The sequence below is a fragment of the Winogradskyella eximia genome (assembly GCF_003386165.1).
In the GTDB taxonomy this organism is placed as follows: domain Bacteria; phylum Bacteroidota; class Bacteroidia; order Flavobacteriales; family Flavobacteriaceae; genus Winogradskyella; species Winogradskyella eximia.
This window is the reverse complement of the sequence record NZ_QRDV01000003.1, coordinates 18865-44123: the sequence shown is the minus strand read 5'-3', so window position 1 is coordinate 44123 and position 25259 is coordinate 18865. Positions and strand designations below refer to the sequence as shown.

Below are 25259 nucleotides of genomic sequence, written 5' to 3'. Positions count from 1 at the left end.
CTACTTAAAAGTAAATCCAACGGAATATTTTAGAGCAAAATTATCACTAGACTTCTCAAGATTGTGATAACCATAGCGATAGAAAGCACCAAAGCCCATTCCTAAATAACCTAAATTCTGAAATGGTACCTTTATTAAATTATGAAGTTCTAAACCTGTTTCTAAAAATAAGTGGTTTTTAGTTTTAAATTCAATATTTTGGTGATATTCATTATGGTCTAAATCACCAATTCCCACATTATTATAAAGCAAAATATCAGGTTGAAAATAACCTTTATTATTAAATAGTCTTCCAAAATTATGAGTAATAAATAAGTGTGCATACCTATCGGATAAAAACTCATAAGGTGTTACTGTTTGAAAATAATTTTTAACCACAAAGGGTATTTGTCGGTCTAAAGTCCCTTCTCCGGTAAATAGTAATCCATAAGGTAATGCAGTATCTATATAGCCTAAATCGAGTCGATAAGTTGTTCGGCCAACACCTTTAGTCATAAAACTATGGTCTAACGTAAAACGCAGTTTGTTGTAACTAAAATTAGATTCAAAAGCACCTTCTAATCCTCTAGAATAAATAAGTTTTAAAACTGGAGCGTCATTAGCAAGTCTAGTTGTAGCACCAAAAGAATTAATTAGTTTTTCATTGACATGGTAACCAACACCAATGGTAACTTCAGAATTATTATAACCAGTTACCGAATTATTATTTTGAATAAATTGGTAGTTGTACAACGGATTTATTTTAGCAGTATTAAAACCCAAAAACCAGTTGATGTTTCTCAATAACTTCATGTCTGTTCTAATACTGTAAGATTCAATGGCATCCATTTGGCTCGCTATAATATTACGTGATACAAATGGATTGTTAACTCTGTTTCCAGAATAGGTGCCAACCTCTCTAATGCTATTTTCATATTTTAGATTAAAGGAAATATCTTTTTTTCCTGGCACATCAATCTCTAATTCTCCTCCATATTTCCATGCATCATCTTTAAATCCATAACCAGCAAATGCACCTAAGGAAACATTTTTAAGAATGTCGTCATTAGTGTAAAAACCAGCACCTAATCTTGTGCCTTCATATTTATTAAACCTTACGATGTTTAGTAAGTCTATATCAACATATTTTAAAGGATATTTTCCTTCAAATAACTTTTGAGGAATTGATAAATATTTATCGAGATTTATTTTGTCTCCAATACTATCAATCAGTGCATAGGTTCGCAGTTCGCGTTTGTCTAAAGCATCTTTTCTGTAATCATCCCAGTATTTCGAATCTCTTCCACCTACATTTTTAGGCAATGTGAGCGATACAAACGGAAAATCTTTCTTTTCCAATGTCGCATTTGGTGTAATTTCAGAAAGGTAACTTTTGCCAACATATTTAAAACTACCAAAACCTTGTCCCAAAATAATGACAAAATTCAACTGTTCAGGAAACCAATATTGATTATTTATAAATTTATATTTCTGTTGAATAGTAAAATCAATTTTTCCAGAGTTAAATGTAGAAGCATCGACGCTTTCCACTGCATATCTGTTAGAGTTGATGTAAAGTAACCCCTTTAAGCCTTCAAAATTTCTATTTGTCTTTGGTTCAAAAGAAATAACAAAAACTGTATCCTTACCTTTTAGGTATTCTTCTTTTAACCTGAATTTATATTTTTTTGTACTCCCTTTAGAAATCGGATTAAGGTAAGGCGTTTCAAAAAGTTCAATATGTTCATTATAAAATGAAAAAGGCTGAAATGCATTTGCCAGAACGGCAAAATTAGGATCTTTTAAACCAGATGTTCTTATCGCAATAATGCTATCTTCACTAAATCGTGGTTTTAAATATTTGTGTTTAGCGATGGTTTCTGTTATAAAAAAGTAAGAGTCCTTTAAAAATGTTTGAGTCTCCTTTAAGGAATCATTCATTGGTTTACTATCATCTACATCTACAACAATTTTATCATAAGACTTGTAAGTGTAAGATTCTAAATTTTCCGGATTATTAATAGCTTTATAAGCAACTGCATTTCTAATAATACGATGCGCTGGGTTTTCTCCATCGATAACAACTTCATCTAATTCGCTAAATTTTGATTTAAGTCTTATGATTTGAGAATTAATTTCGTCTAGTTTTATTTCCTTTGTTTCATAACCAACATAGCTTATTGTTATTATTTTGACGGTATTAGATACATAAAAAACCCCATCAATATCAGTAGACGTGCCTTTATTTTCTAATTCGCTAAAAAGTACATTTGCAAAAGGTATAACCTGTTCTGTTGTGTCATCAATAAGTATAAATTTTATATTAGTTTGACTAAAAGCTTCAAAATTTATCAAAAGAAAAGTAAGTAGAAACAAGTACCTCATCGTGTTACATCTGTTAGAAGTTACTAAATATCGGAATATTTTTTAGATCACTTGTTATTTATAACAAAGATTCAAAATCATTATCTTTGCGTCTTATTCCATTCAGATTATGAGCAAACAAAGTAAACGTATAGAAGCCTTAGTATATCATGCCAAGCCTACTCCTGGTAAAATAAAAGTAGTTCCAACTAAAAAGTATGCCTCTCAGCGCGATTTGTCTTTGGCATATTCTCCTGGTGTTGCAGAACCTTGTTTAGAAATTGCTAAAGACGTAGATAATGTATATAAATACACAGCCAAAGGTAATTTGGTGGCAGTTATTTCTAACGGAACCGCAGTTTTAGGTCTGGGTAATATTGGGCCAGAAGCCTCTAAACCAGTGATGGAAGGTAAAGGATTGTTGTTTAAAATATTTGCTGATATTGACGTGTTTGATATTGAGGTCGATACAGAAGATGTAGAAGCATTTATAGCTACTGTAAAGAATATTGCACCAACATTTGGAGGTATCAATCTTGAAGATATAAAGGCTCCAGAAGCTTTTGAAATTGAACGTCGTTTAAAGGAAGAGTTAGATATTCCTGTGATGCATGATGATCAGCATGGAACAGCGATTATTTCTGCTGCAGCATTAATTAACGCTTTAGAAATTGCAAATAAAAATATTGAAGAGGTTAACATTGTAGTTAGTGGAGCAGGAGCAGCCGCAATTTCTTGTACAAGATTGTATCAAGCATTTGGTGCTAAGCGCGAAAATATTGTAATGCTCGATAGCAAAGGAGTTATTAGAGATGATAGAGATAATTTAACACCAGAGAAAGCTGAGTTTGCTACACATCGTAGAATAGACACTTTAGATGAAGCCATGAAAAATGCAGATGTATTTGTAGGCTTATCGCAACCAGATATTGTTACTCCAGATATGCTATTATCCATGTCTGCAAACCCTATTGTGTTTGCTATGGCAAATCCTAATCCTGAGGTGAATTATCAAGTAGCCATAGATACTAGGGACGATATCATTATGGCAACTGGTCGAAGTGATCATCCTAATCAAGTGAATAATGTACTTGGTTTCCCTTTTATTTTTAGAGGTGCGTTAGATGTGAGAGCGACAAAAATTAACGAAGCTATGAAAATGGCTGCGGTTAAAGCCTTGTCTGAATTAGCAAAACAACCGGTGCCAGAACAAGTTAATATAGCGTATGCAGAAACACGTTTAACTTTTGGTAAAGATTATATCATTCCAAAACCATTTGATCCAAGGTTGATTGCAGAAGTGCCACCAGCTGTAGCAAAAGCAGCAATGGAAAGTGGAGTTGCTAAAGAACCTATTGAAGATTGGGATCGCTATAAGAATTCTTTATTAGAGCGTTTGGGTAACGACAATAAGTTAGTCCGCATGCTTTTAAGTAGAGCTAAGACAAATCCTAAACGTGTGGTTTTTGCTGAGGCAGATCAACTTGATGTGCTAAAAGCCGCACAGATTGCTTACGATGAAGGTGTAGCATATCCTATTCTATTAGGTCGTAAAGAAGCCATTCTTGCCTTAATGGAAGAGATTGAATTTGATGCTGATGTGCCTATTATTGACCCAAAATCGGATGAAGAAACGGATCGTAAAAATCGTTACGCTAAAGCGTATTGGAAGAAACGTAAACGCCAAGGAGTGACTATATATTCCGCAGAAAAAATAATGCGCGAGCGTAATTATTTTGCAGCCATGATGGTAAATGTTGGTGATGCAGATGCACTTATTACAGGTTATTCTCGTAATTATCCTTCGGTAGTAAAGCCTATGCTAGAGTTAATTGGTATGGCAGATGGTATCACTAGAGTAGCCACAACTAATGTTATGATGACCCAACGTGGCCCAATGTTTTTAAGTGATACCTCAATTAATATTGACCCTACAGCCAAAGATTTAGCGAAGATTGCAAGAATGACTTCTAGAGTGGCTAAGATGTTTGGTATTGAGCCTGTAACTGCAATGATTTCTTATTCTAATTTTGGTTCTTCAGAAAATCCTAGAGCTGAAAAAGTGAGAGAAGCTGTGGCTTATTTGCATAAAGGATATCCAGAAATGATTGTTGATGGTGAATTACAAACAGATTTTGCACTAAATTCAAAATTATTACAAGATATTTTTCCATTTTCAAAGTTAGCAGGTCGTAGAGTGAACACGCTTATTTTTCCTAATTTGGATGCCGCAAATATTACGTATAAGTTATTGAAAGAATTAAATAAGACCGAATCTATTGGGCCAATTATGATGGGAATGCGTAAACCTGTGCACATTCTACAATTAGGATCAAGTGTGGATGAAATTGTAAATATGACAGCAATTTCTGTTATCGATGCACAAGAACGAGAGCGTAAACAGCAGAAATAGTGATTTTCTTAGTGTTTATCTAAGGTCTTTAATGAAAATAATTTTATTACATTTGGTTTTTTAACTTTTCGTTATAAATGATTACACATATAGAAGGCAAACTTGTTGAGAAAAATCCAACTGACGTTGTAATAGATTGCAATGGTGTTGGGTATTTTATCAACATATCGTTACATACATATTCTCAAATTCCAGATAAAGAGCATTTAAGACTTTACACGTATCTTCAAGTGCGAGAAGATTCGCAGAGTCTTTATGGATTTTCATCTAAAACAGAGCGCGAAATTTTTAAATTATTAATTTCAGTTAGTGGTATCGGAGCCAATATTGCGCGTACTATGCTATCCTCATTAACTCCAGACCAAGTAAAAGAAGGTATTGCAAGTGGAGATGTTGGCCTAATTCAAAGTGTTAAAGGTATTGGAGCTAAAACAGCCCAACGTGTTATCATAGATTTAAAGGATAAAGTGTTAAAAGTATATGGTATAGACGAACTTTCTTTAATACCAAACAATACACATAAAGAAGAAGCGTTATCTGCTTTAGATGTTTTAGGATTTAATAAGAAACAATCAGAAAAAGTTGTCGATAGAATTTTACAAGTCCAACCAGATGCCCTTGTAGAGCAAATTATTAAAGAGGCTCTAAAAAACTTATAATGCAATTGAATATAACTCCTCATAATCAACACTATACTATTCGGTTTTATTTCGTATTAGCTTTTATGATGCTAATAGGTAATACCGTTTTGGCACAAGAAACTGAAACTGAAACAGAACAAGACTCAACTAAAACAACGTATGCTTTTGGTAAATTAAATATGCCTAATCCAAATAGCATTGTTACAAAATATACCTACGATCCTATTTTGGATCGCTATATCTACACAGAAAAAATAGGGAAGTTTAATATTAATTACCCTTTAATTTTAACTCCAGATGAATTTCAAAAGCTGGTATTACAAGAAAAATTAAAAGCGTATTACAAGAGAATGGCTGATGCCCAAGCTGGTCAAAAAGAAGGGTCAGAGGAAGATCAGAAGAATTTATTACCAGAATTTTATGTGAATTCAGGATTGTTTGAAACTATTTTTGGAGGAAATACTATCAATGTTGTTCCACAAGGTTCTGTAGAAGTCGATTTAGGAGTATTGTTTTCTAAACAAGATAATCCTGCGTTTTCACCAAGAAACAGAACCAATTTTACATTTGATTTTGATCAGAGAATTAGTCTCAGTTTGTTGGGTAAGGTAGGAACTAGGTTACAGGTAACAGCAAATTATGATACAGAAGCCACATTCGATTTTCAACAGGTTGTAAAATTAGAATATACACCAACAGAAGACGATATCATTAGAAAAATTGAAGTTGGTAATGTAAATATGCCATTAAATAGTTCATTAATAACTGGAGCGCAAAGTCTTTTTGGTGTTAAAACCGAATTACAATTTGGTAAAACTAAAGTGACAGCAGTATATGCAGAACAACAGTCTCAATCAACATCTGTGGTTGCAGAAGGTGGAGGTACCGTTGAAGAATTTGAGTTTTTTGCTAGAGATTATGATGAAAATAGGCACTATTTCTTAGCGCATTACTTTAGAGAAAATTATGACAAAGCTCTAAAACAATACCCTTATATAGACAATCAAGGACTTCAAATTACAAGAGCGGAGGTTTGGGTAACCAATAGAAATAACCAAACAGAAAATGTAAGAAATATTGTTGCATTTCAAGATTTAGGAGAATCTGAGACAGAAAATATTGGTATAAATCCACTTCCAGCCAACTTTGTTAATAGTCCAGGAGCAAAACCTAATAATAAAAATAATGATTTTGACCCTACTAATATTGGAGGGCCAGGTTCATTATTAAATGAGGGAGTAAGAAATATTACAAATATACAAGGAGGAGTAAATGTAAACGTCAATGAAGGTTTTGATTATGGCAAATTAGAATCGGCAAGAAAATTAACAGAAGGTCAAGAGTATATTTTAAATTCAGAATTGGGTTATATCTCTTTAAGTCAACGTCTACAAAATGATGAAGTTTTGGCTGTTGCATTTCAATATACCATAGGAGGTCAGGTGTTTCAAGTTGGTGAATTTGCCAATGATGGTGTAGAGGCAACCGACGTAGAAGAAAGTGTAACAGGAAATCAAATCATTAATAATCAAAGTTTAATCTTAAAAATGCTGAAAAGTACAGTTACCGATGTAAGTCAGCCAATTTGGGGTTTAATGATGAAAAATATCTACGATACTGGAGCGTTTCAACTTAGCGCAGAAGATTTTAAACTTAATATATTTTATACTGAATCTTCTTCTTTAAACTATATAACACCAGTTAACGAGGCTGCTGGTTTTGGTGTAGATGTTAATGGTGATCTTATAACACCTACTACAGAGGAGGGAGATTTAATTCAAGGTACTCCGCTTATTCGGTTGTTTCATTTAGATCGCTTAAATTTTAATAATGATCCACAAGAACGTGGTGATGGTTTCTTTGATTATGTTGAAGGTCAAACAGTATTATCACAAAATGGTAAGATAATTTTTACCAAAGTAGAACCTTTTGGACGTTATTTATTCGATGTTTTAGATAATGATAATAACCCAAGTAATAACGATCAGGATTATGAGGATATTGCTGATACTCAAATTGGATTTAACGAAAATCAAAAGAAATACGTTTACGATATACTTTATAAATCGACTAAAACAGCAGCATTAGATGAGGCTGAAAAAAATAAATTCCAAATAAAAGGGCGTTTTAAAAGTAGTGGAGGAGATAGTGGTATTCCTATAGGTGCTTTTAATGTGCCAAGAGGTTCAGTTGTGGTTACTGCAGGTGGACGTACACTTGTGGAGGGTGTAGATTATACGGTTAATTATCAATTGGGACGCGTAGAGATTTTAGACGAAGCATTAAAAGCGTCAAATACTCCAATTAATGTTTCTGTAGAAAATAACGCTGTTTTTGGTCAACAAACTAAGCGTTTTGCTGGGATTAATGTAGAGCATCAATTTAATGAGAATTTTGTAATTGGTACAACCTTATTAAACCTTAATGAGAGGCCTATTACTCAGAAGGCGAATTATAACTCTGAACCTATTAATAATACTATTTTCGGTTTCAATGGAAATTACTCAACGGAAGTTCCATTTTTAACAAGAATGGTAAACAAACTACCAAATATAGATACAGATGTCCCTTCAAATTTATCTTTAAGAGGTGAATTTGCTTATTTATTTCCTGGATCTTCAAAAGGTGCAGATTTTAATGGTGAAGCAACAGCCTATATTGACGATTTTGAAGGTACCCAAGGAGCCATTGATTTATTAAGTCCATTATCTTGGTCGTTATCTAGTCGTCCTGTAGATAGAGGTGAGGTTTATGTAGGCTTTGATGATGAAGATAGTCCGGGAATTCAAAATGGTTTTGATAGAGCACTTTTAAACTGGTACACTATTGATCCTATTTTTTATAGTAGCCAAAGCCCAAGTGGTATTAGTGACGATGATATTTCAGATTTATATACACGTCGTATTTTTATTAATGAAATTTTTGATCAAGATATTGTACAAGGACAAACAACAGTTATAAATACCTTAGATTTAACTTATTACCCTACAGAACGTGGTCCTTATAATTTTGATCCAGCAGCTGCTAATGGAAATCCTTTAGATCCTAATTCAAGTTGGGCAGGTATTACAAGACAGATTACATCTACCGATTTTGAACAAGCGAATGTAGAATACATAGAATTTTGGGTTCAAGATCCGTTTTTAGATAATCCAAGTAGTACAGGTGGTAAATTATTTATTAATCTAGGTAACATATCTGAAGATGTATTAAAAGATGGAAAAAAGCAATATGAAAATGGTTTGCCAGACGATGGAGATATATCAACAATTCAGCTAGCTCCTTCAACATTATCAAATCCTTATATAGTTCCGCAAAGCCAATCTTTAATCTATACGTTTGCAACAACGGGTGATGAAAGAACCAATCAAGATGTTGGGTTAGATGGTTATGATGATGCAGACGAAGCACAAATGTTAACGACTCTTTTTGGTTCTAATAATTTTGGTGAAGATCCAGCAAATGATAACTATAGCTATTATTTAAATACGGATGGTGATATTTTTGAGCGCTACAAAAAGTATAATGGATTACAAGGTAACACACCAGATACGTTCTCTGATACCAATAGAGGTTCTACAACACAACCAGATGTAGAGGATCTCAATAGAGATAACACAATGAATACAATTGATAGTTATTTTGAGTATGAAATAGATATAAGACCAAATGTGCTTAACATTAACAATCCAATAATTAATGATGTACAACCAAGATCGGTAACATTACCAAATGGTACTCAGAGGGATGTAACATGGTATCAATTTAGAATTCCGATAAACGAAGAAACACAACGTGTAGGTGGTATTTCAGATATACGTTCAGTTCGTTTTGCTCGTTTATATGTATCGGATTTTACAGAAAAAACAGTATTGCGTTTTGCAACGTTAGATTTAGTTCGTAGTGATTGGAGACGTTACACCTTAGATTTAGATAATGATACAACTAATGATAGTCCAAATGCAGAATTTAATGTAGGTGTTGTTAGTGTGCAAGATAATGCCGGTTATGAAATTCCACCAGGAGTTGCTCAAGAGGAACTTAATAATAATAATAGTATTATAAGACAGAACGAACAATCTTTAGTGTTACAAGCATGTGAGTTAGAACCAACAGATTCGCGTGGTGTGTATAAAAATATTAATGTAGATATGCGTCAGTACAAGAAACTACGCATGTTTATACATGCTGAACCTCAAGATGGAGCTCAACTAGATAATGGAGAAATGGTTGGATTTATAAGAATGGGTAATGATTTTACTCAGAATTATTATCAAATTGAAGTACCATTATTAGTTTCAGCTAATACAGGATCTACTGCTTCTCCAGAACAAGTATGGCCAGATGAAAATGAGATAGATATACCTTTAGAGTTTTTACAAAAAATTAAAGCACTTGGTATTTCTGCTGGAACTTTAAGTGATGAAAATCCTACATTTTATAATGTGTTGGATGGAGAACTTAATGAAACTGGGTTTACAAATCCACAAGAAATACCTTACAATGATATTGAAACAAGCGCTAAACAACAACGTATTGCTATAAAAGGTAATCCAAACTTTGGAGATATTAGAGTGTTAATGATTGGTGTTAAAAATAGTAATCTTGCAGTAACTCAAGAAAACGTTTGTGGTGAAGTTTGGTTTAACGAGTTGCGAATGTCAGACATGGAAAATGAAGGAGGTTGGGCAGCAGTAGCCAGTGTGGACACTAGAATTGCCGATTTTGCAGATATTAGTGCTACAGGAAGACGAAGTACTATTGGTTTTGGAGGTATAGAACAAGGACCAAACGAACGTAGTTTAGAAGACGTAAAACAATATGATGTCGTTACTAATGTACAGTTAGGACAATTATTACCAAAAAGATGGGGAGTTCAGATTCCGTTTAATTATGCACAAAGTGAAGAGTTGGTAACACCAAAATTCGATCAGTTTTATAATGATCTTACTTTAGAGTCTCGAATAGATGCGGCCAGCTCAAGTGAAGAAGAAGATAGAATAAGAGAACAATCTGAGGATTACACTAAGCGTCAAAGCATTAATTTTATTGGAGTTAGGAAACAAAAAGCAAGCGATTCTAAAAAGCATTTTTACGATGTAGAAAACTTAACATTAAACTATTCTTATAATAAGGTAGAACATCGTGATTTCGAAATTGAAAACGCCTTAGATCAAACGGTTAGGGCAGGTGCTAATTATAATTACGCTTTTGAACCTTTAAAAATTGAACCTTTTAAAAAGAACGATTCTCTTTTTACAGGTAAACATTGGAAAATTTTAAAAGATTTTAACCTTAATTTATTACCATCTAGTTTTTCGATTAATTCAGACATAAACAGACAGTTTAGTAAACAGAAATTCAGAGAAGTAGAATTAGGCGGTAGTAATATTGGTATTGAAGAATTATTTAGAAGAAATTATACTTTTGATTTTCAGTATGCCATAAATTATAATATTACAGATGCCTTAAGTTTAAACTTTACGGCAGCCAATACTAATATTGTTCGTAATTATTTTATTGATGATCGCATTAGCGGACTTCAAGATCCAGACCTGAATGTTTGGGATGGCTTTTTTGATTTAGGAGATCCAAATTTTCAAACACAACAGCTTCAAGTAAATTATGAATTGCCTTTATATAAAATCCCAGCATTAAGTTTCTTAAAAGCTACATATTCTTATAATGGAACATTTCAATGGCAAAAAGGTTCTGATTTAAATGAAGGACTTGAGATTGAAGTTGATTTAGATGACGATCCAACAACACCAGATGTATTACAGACATATAACTTAGGGAATTCTATTCAAAATTCTAATACACATAGTATTAATTCTACGCTAAACATGGAGACTCTATATAAAACTCTAGGTTTAGTTAAAAAAGGTAAACAAAATACAAGAGGAAGGGGTAGAAGTGCAGCAGCATCAAGACGTTCTGCAACACCAGATCAGTCAATTGAAGATAAAGAAAAAGCTAAAGATCCAAACAGGTTAAGTGCTGGTAAAAAGGCTTATAATACTGTAATAGATATTGTGACCATGGTAAAACGTGTGCAGTTAAATTATACTGAAAACAATGGAACTTTTCTTCCAGGTTATCTACCAACACCTGGTTTTATTGGAACATTAAAGCCAACAGTTGGCTATACTTTTGGTGCACAAGGTGATATTAGAGGGTTGGCAGCGAGAAACAATTGGTTAACAGATTTTCCAGATTTTAATGAGCAGTATACGGAAGTAAGAAATACATCTTTAAATTATGCCATTAACGTTGAGCCAATGCGCGACTTAAAAATAGATTTTACGGGTAACAGAACTTATGCTGATAATTATACCGAAAACTTTAGAGCAGGAGATTATTTAGATGCAGATGGCAATGATGTAGGATATGGTAATGGAGATGGAATAAATGAATACCAGGCATATACACCAAATTCCTTTGGAAACTTTAGTATCTCTACAGCAATCATTAAAACTGCTTTTAGTAAAAGTGATGAAAATCAATCTGCTGCTTTTGATGATTTTAGAGCCAATAGATTGGTAATTGCTAATCGTTTAGCTAGAGAGTTTTATGGAAATTCAACATATAATACAGATGAAGATGGTTACCCAGAAGGTTTTGGGAAAAATAGTCAACGCGTATTATTACCAGCATTTTTATCAGCTTATCATGGTTCAGATCCAGAAAAAGTAAGTACTGGTGCATTCCGAGATATTCCAATTCCGAATTGGACATTAAAATATACAGGCTTAATGAAAATTCCATGGTTTAAGAAAACCTTTAGACGTTTTTCTGTTCAGCATGGTTATAGATCTAATTATACCATAAATCAGTTTAGAACTAATTTAGATTATGATAATTCGATTGATAATTTGGTTGTTGATTCAAGCACAGGTATAGGTTCAGTAAATACTGAAAATCAAGATTTAAATGGAAATTTAAAAAACAAAACGCTATTCAGTAATATTAATTTAGAAGAGCAATTTAGTCCTTTAATTAGATTAGACTTTGAAATGAAAAATTCAATAAAAGTCTTAGCAGAAATTAAAACGGATAGAACCTTATCCTTAAGTTTTGATAATAATTTAATGACTGAAATTCAAGGAAAAGAATATACACTTGGTTTGGGTTATCGTTTTAAGGATTTAAGAATTCGTTCACAACTTGCAGGACCAAAACAAATTATTGTTAGTGATTTAAACATGCGAGCAGATGTTTCTGTGAGAGATAATAAAACTATTATTAGATATTTAGATCTAGAAAACAATCAAATAACCGCAGGTCAGACCATTTGGGGAGTAAAGTATACTGCAGATTATGCTTTTAGTAAAAACCTAACTGGTATTTTCTATTTTGATTATACATTTTCAGATTTTGCAATTTCAACCTCATTCCCACAAACCTCTATTAGGTCTGGAATAACATTGCGTTATAATTTTGGGAATTAAGTTTGAATTGAAACTATTAAAAAATTACATTTGCGTTATTAATAATATATCACGTTAAAGATGAATACACCATCAGAATTAAAGTACACTAAAGATCACGAATGGATTAAGATTGAAGGAGATATTGCTACCATCGGTATTACAGATTTCGCTCAAAGCGAACTTGGAGATATTGTTTACGTAGAAGTAGATACCTTAGATGAAACTTTAGATATGGAAGAAGTTTTTGGTACTGTAGAAGCAGTTAAAACAGTTTCAGATTTATTTTTACCATTATCGGGAGAAATTATTGAATTTAATGAAGGTTTAGAAGATGAGCCAGAAAAAGTAAATTCAGATCCATACGGAGATGGTTGGATGATTAAATTAAAATTCTCTGATGCTTCGCAAATAGATAAGTTATTATCTGCAGACGATTATAAAGCACTAATTAGTGGTTAAAAAAATTCTATTGCTAATAGCGGTAGCTTATACATTAGCCTTAGTTGTTGCGAGTTTAATCAGTTTAAATGGTGTGCCTAGTTTAGGGTCATCATTCGATGATAAAATATATCATATTGTGGCTTATTTTGGTTTAGCCCTATTATGGGTATTTTACTTTAAGCCCTTTAATACAAAGTATACTCCAGTATTAATTTTTCTTGCAGCTGCTTTTCTTGGTTTTATTTTAGAGTTGTTACAGTATTTGGTTAGTTCTAATAGAACCTATGATACTTATGATATGATAGCCAACAGTATAGGAGCAATTTTTGGTACATTATTTGCAACTAAAATAAATGTAGATAAATTAAATTAACTTAAAGCCTTGTTTTTTTTACTATTATTTAGTTAAATTAGCGATGTTATAATAAAAAAAAATTTATGGAACCTAAAAAGAATCCGAAATCGGACGTTAGTCGTAACAGCTCATTATACTTTGCTGTTGGTCTTGCCTTAATGTTAGGCATTACTTATATGGCTATCAATTATAAGACTTATGATCCTGCAGATATTATCGCAGACTCACTTAACTTAGATGATGAGTTAGATGAAGAAGTGCCAATTACTGAACAAATTGTTACTCCACCACCTCCACCTCCACCACCACCTTCTGCTCCAGAAATTATCGAAGTTGTAGAAGATGAAGTAGAAGTAGAAGAGACCGTTATTGAATCTACAGAAACAGAAATGGAAACTGAAATTGTTGAAGTTGAAGAAGTTGAGGTAGAAGAGGTAGAAGAAGATATAGAAGTACCTTTCTCTGTGATTGAGAATGTGGCTGTTTTTCCAGGTTGTGAAAAAGAAAAAGGAAATGCTGCCAAGAAAGATTGTATGAACGAGAAGGTAAATAAATTTATCGGTAAAAAGTTTAATACAGATTTAGCAGGTGATTTAGGATTACCTCCAGGTAAAAAAAGAATCTTCGTTCAATTTAAAGTAGATAAATCAGGTAACATTACTAGCATTGGAGCTCGTGGTCCACATCCAGGATTAGAGAAAGAAGCAAAAAGAGTAATTGGTTTATTGCCTAAAATGAAACCAGGAAAACAAAGAGGTAAGCCAGTGGTTATGCCATTCTCTATTCCAATTGTATTCCAAGTACAAGATTAAGAATTAGATAAAATTTTCTTATATATAAAAATCCCGTTCAAATTATTGAGCGGGATTTTCGTTTTGGTATGCTTATTGTGACTTTGACATAATATTAACATTTAAATAATAGTATTATGAAAAATTCTAAAAATGACTTCGGTATTGCTGGTCAGAGCAATGTTGAAGTAAAGAAATCACAAAAGCATGATGCAAATTTACAAAAAAACTCAATCCTTTATTTCCAAATAGGGTTGATACTTTGTTTATTGGGCACTTATGCACTGTTTGAAATGCAGTTTCAAGAGACTAAACTCAATCTTGTTGAAGATACTGCACTCGTAGACCCAATTTCTATTGACTACGTAGAGCCTTTTGAAGTTGAGGTTATTAAACCAACGGATCCAGAACCTATACCAACTTCAGATTTGCTAGATGTGTTTATAGAGGTTGAAGATGATGTACCAGTTAAAGAAATTATTATTAAAACACCCGAAGAGCCAAAGGTTACAGATAAGCCAGTTGCTGATGTTGGAGATATTTATGATGGTCCAGATGAACCAGTAGAGGCGATTATTGTGCCTTTTTCAAGAATAGAAAAAGTACCTGTGTATCCTGGTTGTGAAAAAAAGAAGACCAATGATGAACGAAAAAAATGCATGTCAGACAAAATCATAAAATTGATTGGCAAAAAATTCAATACAGATATTGGTGCCGATTATGGTATTTCTGGAAAGCAAAGAATTCATACTCAGTTTACCATTGATAAAAATGGCAATGTTACAGATGTTAAAATTAGAGGTCCTCATCAAGCATTAGAGAAGGAAGCAAACCGTGTTATTAATCAAATTCCTAAAATGGAACCTGGTTTGCAACGTTTAGTTCCTGTAGGTGTTGTTTATACATTGCCAATTGTATTTGATGCTAGAAATTAAATCACATCTTCAAAATTATTATCAAGAACCGTTATTTTTAAAATAACGGTTTTTTATTGTGTAATTTCAATTTAAGGTTACTAAAAAAATTAAGTATCTTTCGTGCATTAAAAATTAGTCTTATATGAAGCGCATAGTGCTATTTGCTATTCTATTATCAACCGCTATTGGTTACACTCAAACGACATTAACGTACGAAAAGCCTCCGGTTTTTAATGAATGTGATTCAGAAGCTATAGATCAATTAAAATCGTGCTTTAATTTTAAGTTAAATACATTTATCTACGAGAATTTTGAAGTGCCTCAGGTTGTTACAGATGAATCTTACAAAGGTGATGTTCAAGTATTGTTTGAGGTTAATAAAGAGGGTGAGTTCAAAGTAATTTATTTAGATGCTATATATGATGCATTAAAAGATGAAAGTAAACGTGTTTTTGATTTGCTTCCTAAGATAACACCAGCAACCTATAATGGAAATCCAACATTTGTTCAGTATAGTATTACAATAGCGATACCTTTAGTTGAGCCAATAGGAAAAGCAGATAATGCAACGGACGGAGTTAAACTCACAGAAAAAGATAGTCTTAATGCGACATTATCAAATGAATTTGATAATGTAAATAAGGAATTAAAGAACTTTGAGAATCTAGAATATAGTAGCGAATTAAATGTACCATTTACACATGCTTACTATGCGCGTTTTGATGCAGAAATGAATGCTATTGGTACTAATAGTCATACAGCGGCAAAACCATTTGTTTATAGTGATGTTGCAAGATATTATGATATTAAAGCTGAAAAAGAGAGTTTAGCCATTAACGGTGATACTTGGTTGGGTAGAAAATTGTTTAATGAGCATTTAGTGCAAGTACAAGGAAAAGACTATTGGTTTACGGTAGATCCTATTTTAGATTTACAAGTAGGAAAAGATAGTGAAGCAGAATTTAATTCTACATATAATAATACTAGAGGTATATATATACAAGCAGGTTTAGGTAAACACTTTAATTTAACCACTTCGGTTTATGAGAGCCAAGGACGTTTTGCTGATTATTATAATCATTATGCAGAAAGTTTAAAAGCTTTTGGGCCAGATCCAGCGATTATTCCAGGTCGTGGCATAGCGAAAAGATTTAAAGATAATTCTTATGATTATCCTGTAGCAGAAGCTTATTTGTCTTATACACCAGCAGATTTCTTAAACGTTCAGTTTGGTCATGGTAAGAATTTTATTGGTGATGGTTACCGTTCATTGTTTCAAAGTGATGTCGCTAGTCCTTATCCATTTTTAAAGTTGAATACAACTTTCTGGAAAATAAAGTATACAAGTACATGGATGTGGCTAAAGGATGTGAGACCAGAAGTAGTGGTTGATAAGGCTTTTTTAACCAAGTATATGGCAAATCATTATTTAAGTTGGAATGTTTCGAAACGCTTAAATGTTGGTTTGTTTGAATCTGTAATGTGGGCAGATACAAACGGAAGAGGTTTTGATATTAATTATTTAAATCCAATTATCTTTTTTAGAGCTATAGAATTTGAAACAGGTCAAGGAGCAGGAAATGCAATTTTAGGATTAAGCTCTAAATACAAATGGAATAATAAGTTGAACCTTTATGGCCAATTTATATTAGACGAATTTTCATTAGGTGATGTAAAAGCGGGAGATAAAAGTTGGAAAAATAAGTTTGGCTTTCAACTAGGAGCAAAATACTTTAATGCCTTTAAGGTTGATAATTTATTGCTTCAAGCAGAATATAATCGTGTTAGACCTTATACATATTCACATAATACTCAAATTCTTAATTATGGTCATTTTAATCAACCAATGGCGCATCTTTGGGGAGCAAATTTTAGAGAATTAGTGTTAATTGGTCGTTATAATTACAAAAGATGGTCTGCGGATGCTAAATTTATAATTGGACAACGAGGTTTTGACTTTAATACGGATGAGGATAGTTTTTCTTATGGAGGTGATATTTATAGAGATTATAATGATCGTAATGCAGATACAGGTATAGAAATTGGACAAGGCAATAAAACCAATAGTTTTATGACAGAAGTACAAGCTAGTTATTTAATCAATCCAGCGACCAATCTAAAAATATTTGGCAATATTATTTATAGGGATTTTAATCCAGATACAGTAACAGCTTCAACTACAGATTCTAATACTGTTTGGGTGAGTTTTGGTGTAAGAACAGACTTGTTTAACTGGTATAAGGATTTTTAAGAAATAGATTTTATTAGCCTTAGAAAAGAATGATGTATTCTTTTAAATTATCGCAACTCTTGTTCAATAAATATAAAACTAAAGTTTAACGTTGGTCAGAATCATTTTTCAATCTATCTTTACACTCGCTTTTAAAAGAACAAAAATAGTATAGTTTGAGTAGCACAAAATCATCGGTATCAACAGCTTCTGTTGTAACAGATTTTAAGGAAATCACTAAAATGGGATTATCCCTAAGTGTTGTGTTTTCCTCACTTGCTGGTTATTTTCTAGGTGCAGAAACCATAAGTTTTACAACACTTCTTTTATTAGCCTTTGGAGGTTATTTTATGGTTGGAGCATCAAATGCATACAATCAAATAATTGAGCGCGATTTAGATGCGCTAATGGATAGAACCAAAAATAGGCCAATTCCTGCAGGTAGGATGTCGGTAAATACCGCGTTTATAATCGCGACATCTTTTACAATTTTAGGATTAATTACCTTATATATTATTAATCCTAAAACAGCAATGTATGGTGCAATATCTATATTTTTATATACCAGTGTTTATACTCCTTTAAAAACCAAAACGTCATTATCCGTTTTTGTTGGTGCATTGCCAGGTGCTATACCATTTATGTTAGGTTGGGTTGCAGCAAGAGGTAGTTTTGGTATTGAACCGGGAACATTATTTGCTATTCAGTTTTTTTGGCAATTTCCGCATTTTTGGTCTATAGGTTGGTTTTTACATGAGGATTATAAAAAAGGAGGTTTTCATATGTTACCAACAGGTAGACCAGATAAGGGAACAGCTGTACAAATTATTATGTATAGTGTTTGGACAATTATCGCATCTATAATTCCTGTTTTTGGATTCACTGGAGATTTAAAATTATCTATTGTTGGTGCTATTCTCGTTTTTATACTTGGTATGGTAATGTTGTTTTATGCATTAAGATTATTTAAACTTCGTAGTATAAAAGCGGCAAAACAACTCATGCTATCAAGCGTATTTTATATCACATTATTGCAAATTATATATGTTGCAGATAAATTTTTGAGATAAATGGATTTAACACAAGGAACACAACAAGAAAAAACAGCCAGATCTAAAAAGATGATGCTGTGGTTTGGCATTGGTTCATTAATTATGTCTTTTGCTGGCTTAATAAGTGCCTTTATTGTAAGTAGTAAACAACGACTTAATGAAGATTGGTTAGTTGATTATGAATTGCCAAACGCATTTTTAATAAGTTTAATACTTATTTTATTGAGTAGCTTAACGTTTATCCTAGGAAAACAAGCACTTAAACAAAATAATAGAAAAATGGTAACCTTATGGTTATTAGTAACATTAGGTTTGGGTGTGGCCTTTGTGTATAGTCAATTTGTAGGTTTTGGTGAGATTATTAGAACAGGATATAATTTCACAGGCCCAACGAGTAATATTACAATGTCTTACATCTATGTGATAGCTGTATTGCACATAGCGCACGTTATAGCTGGGTTAATATGTCTCATTGTCGTAATTTATAATCATTTTAAACAAAAGTATAACTCCAACAATATGTTGGGTTTTGAACTAGCAGCCAATTTTTGGCATTTCGTAGATATGCTTTGGCTTGTGCTCTTTTTGTTTTTATATTTTTTTAGATATATAATTTGATTATTTTTGTCCAATCTTAAAAATTTAAATAAATTCTATGGATTCTACAGTAGCTAGTACTGGTACAGAAGAAAAAACTTGGGGAGGAGGCAATCAGCCACTTAAAGCAAGTTACGGAAAAATGATGATGTGGTTCTTCATTGTATCTGATGCATTAACATTTTCAGGCTTCTTGGCAGCTTATGGTTTTTCGAGATTTAAGTTTATCAACGAATGGCCAATTGCTGATGAAGTGTTTACTCACGTACCGTTTTTGCATGGTCAAGAATTGCCAATGATATATGTGGCATTTATGACCTTTATTCTTATTATGTCTTCAGTAACTATGGTATTAGCCGTAGATGCAGGTCATCATATGAATAAAGCCAAAGTAACTATATATATGTTCCTTACCATTATTGGTGGAGCAATTTTCGTTGGTTCTCAAGCTTGGGAATGGGCTACCTTTATTCAAGGAGATTATGGTGCAGTACAAACAAAAGGTGGAAACATCTTGCAATTTGGAGAATATGTTACCGTAGATGGTGTTGAGAAATTTAAACGCGTATCAATTGAAGATTTAGCAATAGCACAAGCAAGTGAGCGTACTGCACACGAGCGTAAAAACGGGCTTTGGTTTACAGAAGAGGCAACATTACCTCCTTATACTGTAAATGAAATCTATGCTGGTTTAGTGGCTAATGAGAATGTTTTAGTAAGAAATCAACTGCTTGATGAGAATGGTCATAAGACGGTTTTGTCTAGAGCAGAATCCTTATCGCAAATCAAAGAGAATGGTAAACTAGTTGTAAAGGGAGCTAATCTTCAGGTAAACGAATACGGAACAACGTTGTTTGCTGATTTCTTTTTCTTCATTACTGGGTTTCACGGATTTCACGTACTTTCAGGTGTTATTATAAATATCATTATATTCTTTAATGTTATACTTGGTACTTACGAGCGAAGAGGAAGTTATGAGATGGTAGAGAAAGTTGGATTATACTGGCACTTTGTCGATTTAGTATGGGTATTTGTATTCACATTCTTCTATTTAGTATAAAAAGAAATTAAGATTAAGTTATGGCACACGAGCATAAATTAGAAATATTTAGAGGTTTAGTTAAGTTTAAATCTAACACAAGCAAAATTTGGGGAGTTTTAATATTCCTAACCATAGTTACAGCAGTTGAAGTTGTTTTAGGTATCTATAAGCCAGATATGTTTATGCATACTTGGATGGATCCTTTTGAAGGTGGATTCTTTGCTACTATAGGTAACATTATATTATCTCCAATTGTATACATGAAGCCGTTGAATTTTATATTTATTGCTTTAACTATTGTTAAGGCTTACTATATCACTTGGGATTTTATGCACATGAGAGATGAAACGGGTAGCATGAGAAAAATGGTCGTATGGACTAGTGTTTTCTTAATTTGTTATTTGATTTTTATCTTATTACAAGAGGGTGGTTATGTTTTTAGCGTTTACAATGGCGCAGACGCTTTAATTAAGAAAGATTTTTAAATAAATATATCTCGTACTGGACACAGTCCGAGTGTTAAATACAATTAAAAGGTGGTTTTTCTAAACCACCTTTTTTATTTTTGCATTTTAAATTAAGGGTTAATAAAACTAACAAAAAAGACCAGAATTTTTATTTCATAGAAAATGAAAACAACAAAAATAAAACGTTATGTAGTTCTGGGAATATTATTCTTCTTGCCAGTAGCCTTCTTACTAATGCTCTATCCTGCAAAGCACAATTATGAACCTCTAAACATTGTAAATAAGAATGTTTCTGATATTGAAAATTTCACCTCAGACGGATCAGATAGTTTGCGCTTAAAAGATCATATTTCAGTATTGGGATTTTTAGGGAAAACACCACTAAAAAAATCAATTGCAGCATCAAACCTTAAAGAATTGGTATATGATAAATTTAAGGGATTTAAAAATTTTCAAATTGTAATTGTAGTTCCAATAGGATCAGAAGAAGAAGTGAAAGCTCTCAAAAATGAAATAAATACATACGAAGATTTAAAATATTGGCATTACGCTTTCGCTACTGATGGCGAGATAAAAATGCTTTTTAATACTTTAAATTCATCCGAAGTTTTAGCTGATGATCTTTCATTAAATAGTGTATTTATTATAGATAAGGATTTAAATCAACGTGGTAGAATTGATGGCAGATCAGAACGGGAAATAGAAGATAAAAAACCAGCATTTAGTGTGGTTTCTTACAATACAATAGAAGTTGCTGAGATTAAAAATATGATGAGTGACGATGTTAGAATTTTATTTACAGAATACCGTCAGAAACGAAAAGGTAATTTTGACGATTCTAATACAAGAAGAAACAAAGAATTAAAAGGAACTAATGAGTAAAAAATCAAATTATTCGTACGTTGGTATTGCATTTATTATTCTTGTTTTCGGAATTATAGTTGTTCCGAGAATTATAGATCGGGTTAATCAAGACGATGTTACAAGAGATGAAAGTCGAAGCAAAGATGTTTCTACTTCAATTATAGAAGATAAGCAAAAGGCGCAAAACAAAAGTGATTTATTGTATTTAGAAATCAATGGTGCGCCTAAAAAAGTACCAGCCTTTAGTTTTACAAACCAAGATGGAAAAACAATTACCAATGAAGATTATTTAGGTAAAGTGTATGTTGTAGAGTTCTTTTTTACAACATGTCCAACAATTTGTCCAATTATGAATCGGAATTTAGTAGAGGTTCAAAATCAATTTAATGGTTTTGAAAATTTTGGAGTAGCTTCATTTACAATTACACCAGATATTGATACACCTGAAGTTTTAAAAGCCTATTATGAGCAACATAATATCACAAATCCTAATTGGAATTTTTTAACTGGTGAAGAAGCAGCTATATATAAACTTGCTAATGAAGGATTCAATTTATATACGGCAAAAGACGCTAGTGTAGAAGGTGGTTTTGAACATTCAGGTAATTTTGCTCTAATTGACAAAGAAGGATTTATAAGATCTAGAAAAGATAATTTTGGTAATCCAATGATTTTTTATAACGGTTTAATTCCCGAGGCCGTTGGTGTAGATGAAGATGGTATTCCGCAAGAAATAACTATATTAAAAGAAGACATTGCTAAATTGTTAAAAGAATAATTATGAGTGCTGTAAACATAGAAAAAGAAAAACAATATAATAAATGGATTATTGCTTTGGCAATTATTATACCAGTTGTAGTTGCTATTTTATCTAGAGTTAAATTACAAGATTTTGGTATTGAAGTAGAGCCTTTTAGTTTTTTGCCACCAATTTACGCCTCAATAAACGCTTTAACAGCAATTGTTTTAATTTGGGCTGTTATTGCAATTAAAAACAAAAATAGAAATCTGCATGAACGTTTAATGAAACTCGCGATACTGCTTTCTCTAAGTTTTTTAGTGATGTATGTGGCCTATCACATGACGAGTGATTCAACTAAGTTTGGAGGAGAAGGGGTAATTAAGTACATCTATTATTTTATTCTTTTTACACATATTGTACTGTCAATTGTTGTAATTCCATTTGTATTAATCACCTATGTAAGAGGTATTACTAATAATATTGAGCGACATAGAAAGATTGCTAAAATTACATTTCCGTTATGGCTCTATGTTGCTGTAACAGGTGTTGTAGTATACTTAATGATTTCGCCTTATTATTCTTAGATATTACAATCCTAAGTGTTAAGGTCTAATAAGTTTTTAACTCATTATAATATGAAACCTAAATTCTTTATTCTTCTTATTTTTCTTTTCTTAATTATAGATGCCAATGCACAATGTGCTATGTGTAGAGCTGTTTTAGAAAGTGGTGAAGACCAATCTGCAGCAGAAGGAATTAATGATGGTATTATGTTTTTAATGGCTGTACCTTATATTTTAGTCGCTACAATCGGTTATATTATCTACAGAAAATACAATAAACCTAATAAGACAGAAAGTACTGATTAATAACTGTAACATTCTTTTGTTTTAAGAGTCTTAGTTGTAATGGCTTATTAAAGGTATTAACAATTTGTTGGCATAAAAACCTATCAGATTTCCTTAAAATTGCATCAACTAACTAACTACACTATGATTCAAATAAAGAATTTACACAAGTCTTACCATATGGGAAGCAATTCGCTTCACGTACTCAAAGGGATTAATTTTGATGTAAAAGAAGGGGAGTTAGTGTCTATAATGGGGTCTTCCGGTTCTGGAAAATCTACATTATTAAATATTTTAGGAATGTTAGATGAAGCTGATTCTGGCGAATACATTCTCGATAATGTTCCTATTAAAAATCTTAATGAAAAGATAGCAGCAAAATACAGAAATGAATTTCTTGGATTTATTTTTCAATCATTCAATTTAATCAACTATAAAAGTGCTTTAGATAATGTTTCTATGCCTTTGTATTATAAAGGTATCAAGCGGAAAGAACGTACTGAGAAAGCGATGCATTATCTAGAAAAAGTAGGATTAGCAGAATGGTCGCATCATTTACCAAGCGAACTTTCTGGTGGACAAAAACAACGTGTGGCAATTGCAAGAGCTCTGGCTAGTGATCCAAAAGTGCTATTAGCAGATGAGCCAACAGGTGCTTTAGATACCAAAACCTCTTATGAGGTTATGGAATTGATTCAAGGTATAAATGATGATGGCAAAACGATCTTAGTCGTAACACACGAAGATGATATTGCACATATGACAAAGCGTATAGTTAATCTTAAGGATGGATTAATTATTGATGATAGTCCTGTACAACAAGTAAGAGCATCAGTCCATGTTTGATTTAGAACGTTGGCAAGAGATTTTTGAAACCTTGCAGAAAAATAAGCTTCGAACATTCTTAACAGGTCTCTCTGTAGCATCTGGTATATTCATTTTAGTGATTCTTCTTGGTTTTAGTAAGGGTATAGAAAATGGTGTAAAATCTCAGTTTGAACGCGATGCAACTAATCGAGTTTCAGTATGGACAGGAGTTACTACAAAAGGTTATAAAGGTTTAAATCCTGGTCGTTATATTCAACTTAAGAATTCAAGTTTTGATGCTGTTGAAAATAAATATGATGATTATCTAGAATACCGAACTAAAGATTATGCTATTTGGGGAGCTACAGTTTCTGTTAATAACGAAACCGGTAATTACCGTGTTCGTGGTACTTTACCAGATAATCAATTTATAGAAAATGCAGATATAGGTTTTGGTCGTTTTATTAACCAATCTGATGTAGATGGAAGCAAAAAGGTTGCAGTCATTGGTAACAAAATAAAGACAGATATTTTTAAAGGAGAAGATCCTATCAATCAGAATATTCAAATTTTCGGAATGAATTTTAAGGTGGTGGGTGTTTTTTATGATCCAGGAGGAGATAGGGAAGAAGGACAAGTTTACATTCCGGTATCAACAGCTCAAAAAGTATTTAATGCTGGTGAGAATATAAGAAACATGACATTTACCGTGAAAATGGCGGATAATTTTGATCAAGCGGTTGAGCAATCTAATGCTATTGCATTGGGAATAGAACAACAACTTAAAGAAATTCATGTTGTTGCGCCAGATGATGTAAGTGCTGTACGTGTTTTTAATACACTTGAAGAAGCTCAAAAAATATATTCATTGATTGCAGCAATAAGTGGAGTGTTTTGGTTTGTTGGTATAGGGACAATCATTGCTGGGATTGTTGGTGTCGGTAACATTATGTTAATTATAGTAAAAGAACGGACTAAAGAAATTGGTATAAGAAAAGCATTAGGAGCAATGCCTATGTCTATAGTAGGAATGATTTTACAAGAAGCTGTTTTTGTAACTATGTTTTCTGGTTTGTTTGGATTAATACTTGGTCTTGGTCTTTTAGAATTGGTTGGGCCACAAATAGAGAGTGATTTTATTAAGTATCCTCAAGTAGATTTTAATATAGCACTAACAACTGTGTTTTTGTTAGTATTTGCAGGTGCTTTAGCAGGTTTTATTCCTGCATATAGAGCAGCAATGATTAAACCAATAGACGCATTAAGAGACGAATAA

Annotated in this window: 19 protein-coding genes; 18 read left to right on the top strand and 1 reads right to left on the bottom strand. The window is 32.5% G+C overall.

Annotated features, from left to right (window positions below):
• Entirely contained in the window at positions 1-2334 is a 2334-nt protein-coding gene (locus tag DFQ10_RS08365) for a DUF5686 family protein (RefSeq protein ID WP_181897609.1), read from the bottom strand.
• Positions 2335-2473: 139 nt separating this feature from the next.
• Between DFQ10_RS08365 and DFQ10_RS08360 the strand changes: the two genes are divergently transcribed.
• The 18 genes from DFQ10_RS08360 to DFQ10_RS08275 all read left to right on the top strand — a co-directional run bounded on the left by DFQ10_RS08360 (position 2474) and on the right by DFQ10_RS08275 (position 25259).
• Positions 2474-4756: an NADP-dependent malic enzyme gene (locus DFQ10_RS08360; protein ID WP_115816966.1), complete on the top strand. Its 2283-nt coding sequence runs from the start codon at positions 2474-2476 to the stop codon at positions 4754-4756.
• Positions 4757-4833: 77 nt separating this feature from the next.
• Complete coding sequence (gene ruvA, locus DFQ10_RS08355; RefSeq protein WP_115816965.1) at positions 4834-5415, top strand: Holliday junction branch migration protein RuvA; 582 nt, start codon at positions 4834-4836, stop codon at positions 5413-5415.
• A gap of 5 nt (positions 5416-5420) precedes the next feature.
• The gene (sov, locus tag DFQ10_RS08350) at positions 5421-12848 is read left to right on the top strand and encodes a T9SS outer membrane translocon Sov/SprA (protein WP_449489486.1); all 7428 of its coding nucleotides are present in this window, start codon (positions 5421-5423) and stop codon (positions 12846-12848) included.
• Between the two features lie 60 nt (positions 12849-12908).
• Positions 12909-13289, top strand: coding sequence for a glycine cleavage system protein GcvH (gcvH, locus tag DFQ10_RS08345; protein ID WP_115816963.1), 381 nt, complete (start codon positions 12909-12911; stop codon positions 13287-13289).
• 10 nt (positions 13290-13299) lie between these two features.
• A complete protein-coding gene (locus DFQ10_RS08340) occupies positions 13300-13644 on the top strand; it encodes a VanZ family protein (protein WP_181897608.1) in 345 nt (114 codons plus the stop codon).
• A 65-nt stretch (positions 13645-13709) separates the two neighbouring features.
• Positions 13710-14438 carry an energy transducer TonB gene (locus DFQ10_RS08335; protein ID WP_115816961.1) on the top strand — a complete coding sequence of 243 codons (729 nt, stop codon included), beginning with the start codon at positions 13710-13712 and terminating at the stop codon, positions 14436-14438.
• A gap of 116 nt (positions 14439-14554) precedes the next feature.
• Positions 14555-15352 carry an energy transducer TonB gene (locus DFQ10_RS08330; RefSeq protein ID WP_115816960.1) on the top strand — a complete coding sequence of 266 codons (798 nt, stop codon included), beginning with the start codon at positions 14555-14557 and terminating at the stop codon, positions 15350-15352.
• Positions 15353-15476: 124 nt separating this feature from the next.
• Entirely contained in the window at positions 15477-17585 is a 2109-nt protein-coding gene (locus tag DFQ10_RS08325) for a gliding motility protein RemB (protein WP_115816959.1), read from the top strand.
• A 155-nt stretch (positions 17586-17740) separates the two neighbouring features.
• A complete protein-coding gene (gene cyoE / locus DFQ10_RS08320) occupies positions 17741-18634 on the top strand; it encodes a heme o synthase (RefSeq protein ID WP_115816958.1) in 894 nt (297 codons plus the stop codon).
• A complete protein-coding gene (locus DFQ10_RS08315) occupies positions 18635-19234 on the top strand; it encodes a cytochrome c oxidase subunit 3 (protein WP_115816957.1) in 600 nt (199 codons plus the stop codon). It begins immediately after the preceding gene.
• A 37-nt stretch (positions 19235-19271) separates the two neighbouring features.
• Positions 19272-20273, top strand: a complete 1002-nt coding sequence (locus DFQ10_RS08310; RefSeq protein ID WP_115816956.1) for a cytochrome c oxidase subunit 3 — start codon at positions 19272-19274, stop codon at positions 20271-20273.
• 20 nt (positions 20274-20293) lie between these two features.
• Positions 20294-20740, top strand: coding sequence for a cytochrome C oxidase subunit IV family protein (locus DFQ10_RS08305; RefSeq protein ID WP_115816955.1), 447 nt, complete (start codon positions 20294-20296; stop codon positions 20738-20740).
• Between the two features lie 144 nt (positions 20741-20884).
• Positions 20885-21604 (top strand): hypothetical protein, encoded by a 720-nt coding sequence (locus tag DFQ10_RS08300; protein WP_115816954.1) that lies wholly within the window; start codon positions 20885-20887, stop codon positions 21602-21604.
• The gene (locus DFQ10_RS08295) at positions 21597-22364 is read left to right on the top strand and encodes an SCO family protein (protein WP_115816953.1); all 768 of its coding nucleotides are present in this window, start codon (positions 21597-21599) and stop codon (positions 22362-22364) included. Before DFQ10_RS08300 ends, DFQ10_RS08295 begins: the two co-directional genes overlap by 8 nt.
• A 2-nt stretch (positions 22365-22366) precedes the next feature.
• Entirely contained in the window at positions 22367-22912 is a 546-nt protein-coding gene (locus DFQ10_RS08290) for a DUF420 domain-containing protein (RefSeq protein WP_115816952.1), read from the top strand.
• Between the two features lie 51 nt (positions 22913-22963).
• Entirely contained in the window at positions 22964-23197 is a 234-nt protein-coding gene (locus tag DFQ10_RS08285; protein WP_115816951.1) for a hypothetical protein, read from the top strand.
• A 123-nt stretch (positions 23198-23320) separates the two neighbouring features.
• The gene (locus DFQ10_RS08280) at positions 23321-24022 is read left to right on the top strand and encodes an ABC transporter ATP-binding protein (protein ID WP_115816950.1); all 702 of its coding nucleotides are present in this window, start codon (positions 23321-23323) and stop codon (positions 24020-24022) included.
• Positions 24015-25259 (top strand): ABC transporter permease, encoded by a 1245-nt coding sequence (locus DFQ10_RS08275; protein ID WP_115816949.1) that lies wholly within the window; start codon positions 24015-24017, stop codon positions 25257-25259. Before DFQ10_RS08280 ends, DFQ10_RS08275 begins: the two co-directional genes overlap by 8 nt.